Source organism: Streptomyces sp. CO7 (assembly GCF_053474865.1).
In genome coordinates, this window is record NZ_JBRIOU010000002.1 from 672006 (window position 1) to 675765 (window position 3760).

General features: G+C 74.7%; 4 protein-coding genes. 1 reads left to right on the forward strand and 3 read right to left on the reverse strand.

The features are described from left to right. Positions 1-278: 278 nt before the first annotated feature. From ACOV8S_RS05055 to ACOV8S_RS05065, 3 genes are all read right to left on the reverse strand, one after another. Positions 279-956 carry a hypothetical protein gene (locus ACOV8S_RS05055; protein ID WP_448316314.1) on the reverse strand — a complete coding sequence of 226 codons (678 nt, stop codon included), beginning with the start codon at positions 954-956 and terminating at the stop codon, positions 279-281. Positions 957-958: 2 nt separating this feature from the next. Further along, complete coding sequence (locus ACOV8S_RS05060; protein ID WP_448316315.1) at positions 959-1753, reverse strand: class I SAM-dependent methyltransferase; 795 nt, start codon at positions 1751-1753, stop codon at positions 959-961. Positions 1754-1858: 105 nt separating this feature from the next. Next, positions 1859-3067 (reverse strand): pyridoxal phosphate-dependent aminotransferase, encoded by a 1209-nt coding sequence (locus ACOV8S_RS05065; RefSeq protein WP_448316316.1) that lies wholly within the window; start codon positions 3065-3067, stop codon positions 1859-1861. An 84-nt stretch (positions 3068-3151) separates the two neighbouring features. Here ACOV8S_RS05065 and ACOV8S_RS05070 point away from each other — a divergent pair, with 84 nt between their 5' ends. Continuing rightward, on the forward strand, positions 3152-3736 hold the full coding sequence (locus ACOV8S_RS05070) for a winged helix-turn-helix transcriptional regulator (protein WP_448316317.1): 585 nt from the start codon (positions 3152-3154) through the stop codon (positions 3734-3736). Positions 3737-3760 lie beyond the last annotated feature (24 nt).

A 3760-nucleotide genomic window follows, 5' to 3' on the forward strand; every position in this document is an offset into this window, starting at 1 on the left:
GCTCGCAGGTTGCGGCCCGCGACCCGCGACCCGCAACCTGCGAGCCGTGGCTCGCGGCTCGCGACTTGCGTGCTCCGGGTGGCCGGGGTCGCGGGACGGCCGGGCGCTCGGCCGGCTGCGGAGCTCCGGTGCTCGTGGCGTTCGCGACGGCCGGGGCCCGGGGTACGGGTCGTTCGTGCCGCAGCGGCCGGGGCCCGGGGCCCGGGAGTCGTTCGTGCCGCGGCGGCCGGGGTCGGGGGCCCGGGACCCGTCCGAGCGGAGGCGGGGCCGCGTAGGAGTCACCTGCGCCTGGGGGAGGCCACGAGGTAGCGGACGCCGGTGCGCGGCTCGCTGTAGGCACCCGCGTGCCACCCCGAGGCGTTCAGCGCCTCCTCGCAGGCCCGCAGCAGGGCGCGGTCGGCGGTCCGCACCTCCACCGCCTCCGGCTGGGCGGACGGCACCACGCGGTAGCCCTCGGCACCCGGCCCCGCCGGGCGGCAGCCGGCGGCCTCCAGGGCGATGGCCGCCGCCCGGGGCAGGTGCGAGCGCTCCCAGCCGCACGGGCGGTCCACGGAGCCGTCCGGGTTGGTCATCCGCCGCAGCTCCAGCAGCCCCTGCCAGGCCCCCCGCACTTCCGCCGTGCGGGCCGGGGCGTCGCTCTCCCCGCCCAGCCGGGCGGCGAACACGCCGGCCCGGGACGGTTCGGCCGGGGCCGCCCGCACGGCGTCGCCCTCCGCCGCCGCGACCGGCCCGGGCGGCGGTGCGGGCGAGGTCTCCGGCTGATCGGGCAGCCGGCGGCCCGCCGGGGTGAGGTAGCAGTCGTGCGGCGGCCGGGGGTGCCGGAACGCGAGCCCCAGCCGGACCAGCGCCGCCAGCTGGGCGGAGGTGCCCTTCAGCCGGCCCGTCGAGGGGTCCGCCGCGTCGATCACCCGCCGCTGCGCGGCCGTCGGGCCGCCTCCCGGAGAGCTTCCCGCCATGTTCAGGGCCTCCGCGCCTCGATCAGGTACCGCTGGGAGTGGGCCACGAAGGGACCGTGCCGCTCCATGAAGTCGTGCAGCACGGCCAGCCGGTCGCGGTACGCCTCGACGGTGAAGCCGGGGACGGTCCAGATCACCTTGCGCAGGAAGTGCACCACCGCGGCGACGTCGTGGAACTCCATCCGCAGCGCCTCCTGGCGCAGGTCGACCACCTCCAGGCCGGCCGCCTCCGCAGCGGCCGTCGCGGCGTGCGGCGTGCTCCCGGAGCGGGTGACCGTGGGGTCCGCCTTCATCCCCGCAGGGCGCGTGGGGCCGTCACCGCGCCCCTCCCGCATGAACTCGGCGAGCTCGCGCACCGTCCCCGACCCGACCTGCTGCGACAGGTACGTCCCGCCGGGCCTCAGGACCCGGCGCACCTCGTCCCAGCGGGTGACCACCGGGTGCCGGCTCACCACCAGGTCGAAGAGTCCGTCGCGGAAGGGCAGTCCGTCACTCTCGCCGACGTGCACCACCCTGCCGCCGAGCGGGGCCAGGGTGCGGCGGGCGATCGTCACGTTCGGCGGCCACGCCTCGGTCGCGGCCAGCAGCGCCGGCGCCCGCCGGACCGTGGCCAGCACCTCCCCGCCGCCGGTCTGCACGTCGAGGGCCGCCCGGGCCCCGGCCATCCGTTCCCCGAGCAACCGGGCGTACCCCCAGGAGGGACGCGCCTCGCTCGCCCGCCCCCGGAACCAGGAGAAGTCCCAGCCCTCCGTCGGGACCGACGCCCCCTCGGCCAGCAGTTCGTCGAAGTCAGCCATCGTCAGAGCATCGCAGAGCGGCCACGGCGCCCGCACCGCGATATGGGCGGACCGGCGTGACCGGGCGCCGGTGGGCCCCGCGCCGCCGCTCGTGCGCGCACCGCGTCACTGGCGGTAGCCCGACAGGAAGCGGCCGATGCGGCTGATGGCGGTGTCCAGGACGTCGGCGTGCGGCAGGGTGAGGATGCGGAAGTGGTCCGTGCCGGGCCAGTTGAAGCCGGTGCCCTGCACCACCTGGATCTTCTCCCGCAGCAGCAGGTCGAGCACGAACCGCTCGTCGTCGACGATCGGGTGCACCGTGGGATCGATGCGGGGGAACGCGTAGAGGGCGCCCTTCGGCTTCACGCAGGAGACGCCGGGGATCTCGTTGAGCTTCTCCCACGCCGTGTCGCGCTGCTCGTGCAACCGCCCGCCCGGAGCGGTGAGTTCGCGGATGGACTGCCGGCCGCCGAGCGCCGCCTGGATGGCGTACTGGGCCGGGGCGTTGGCGCACAGCCGCATGGAGGCCAGCATGGTGAGGCCCTCCAGGTAGTCCTTGGCGTGCTCACGCGGACCGGACACCACCAGCCAGCCGCTGCGGAAACCGGCGACCCGGTAGGTCTTGGAGAGGCCGCAGAAGGTGAGCACCACCAGGTCGGGCGCGAGGGCGGCGGCCGGGTGGTGCACGGCGTCGTCGTAGAGGATCTCGTCGTAGATCTCGTCGGCGAACACCATCAGCCCGTGCCGGCGGGCGAGGTCGAGGATGCCCTCCAGGATCTCCTTCGGATACACCGCGCCCGTGGGGTTGTTGGGGTTGATGATCACGACGGCCTTCGTGCGGTCGGTGATCTTCGACGCCATGTCGGCCAGGTCCGGGTACCAGTCGGAGCCCTCGTCGCAGAGGTAGTGCACCGCCTTGCCGCCGGCCAGCGTGGTGACGGCGGTCCACAGCGGGAAGTCCGGGGCGGGGATGAGGATCTCGTCGCCGTTCTCCACGAGGGCCTGCACCGCCATGGAGACCAGCTCGGAGACGCCGTTGCCGAGGAACACGTCGTCCACGCCCACCTCGACGCCGCGCGCCTGGTAGCGCTGGGCCACGGCGCGGCGCGCGGAGAGGATGCCGCGCGAGTCGGTGTAGCCGTGCGCCCGGGGCAGCATCCGGATCATGTCCTGGAGGATCTCCTCCGGGGCCTCGAACCCGAAGAGCGCCGGGTTGCCGGTGTTGAGGCGCAGGACGCTGTGCCCGGCCTCCTCCAGCGCGTCGGCGTGCTCGATCACCGGGCCGCGGATCTCGTAACAGACCTCGCTGAGTTTGCTCGACTGGCGGAACTCCATCGTGTGCCCCTCGGGTTCGTGGTGTTGCTTGGTTTTACCAAGTGGGCACTTGGAAAGTCCAACCTGTTGTCTAGACTGCCGGTCATGTCACCTCGCCGCAGCTACGACCAGTACTGTTCCGCCGCGCGGGCGCTCGACCTCGTGGGGGACCGGTGGACCCTGCTGATCGTCCGGGAGCTGCTCGCCGGACCGCGCCGGTACACCGACCTGCACGCCGATCTGCCGGGCGTCAGCACCGACATGCTGGCGACCCGGCTGCGCGACATGGAACGGGACGGGCTTGTCGTACGCCGCCGCCTGACGTCTCCCGGCAACGTGTCCGTGTACGAACTGACGCCGCGTGGGCGTGAGTTGACGGGCGTGCTGAACGCGCTCGGGCAGTGGGGCGCCGGCGGACTCGGCGACCGCGGGCCCACCGACGCGGTGCGTGCCCACTGGTTCGCCCTGCCGCTGCTGCGGGCGCTGGAGGCCGCGGGCGTGCGGGGGGTGGTGCAGGTGTCCCTGGAGGAGGGGGAGTTCCACCTCCACGCGGGCTCCTCCGACGGGCCGGTGTACGGCCTGGGGGCCGCGCCCGGGGAGCCGGACCTGCGCCTGGACCTGGACGCGCGGACGTGCCTCGCGCTGGCGCGGGGGGAGCTGGACGCGGCGGCACTGCTGGTGCGGGCCTGAGGGGGGCCTGGCGCGGCCGGGAGC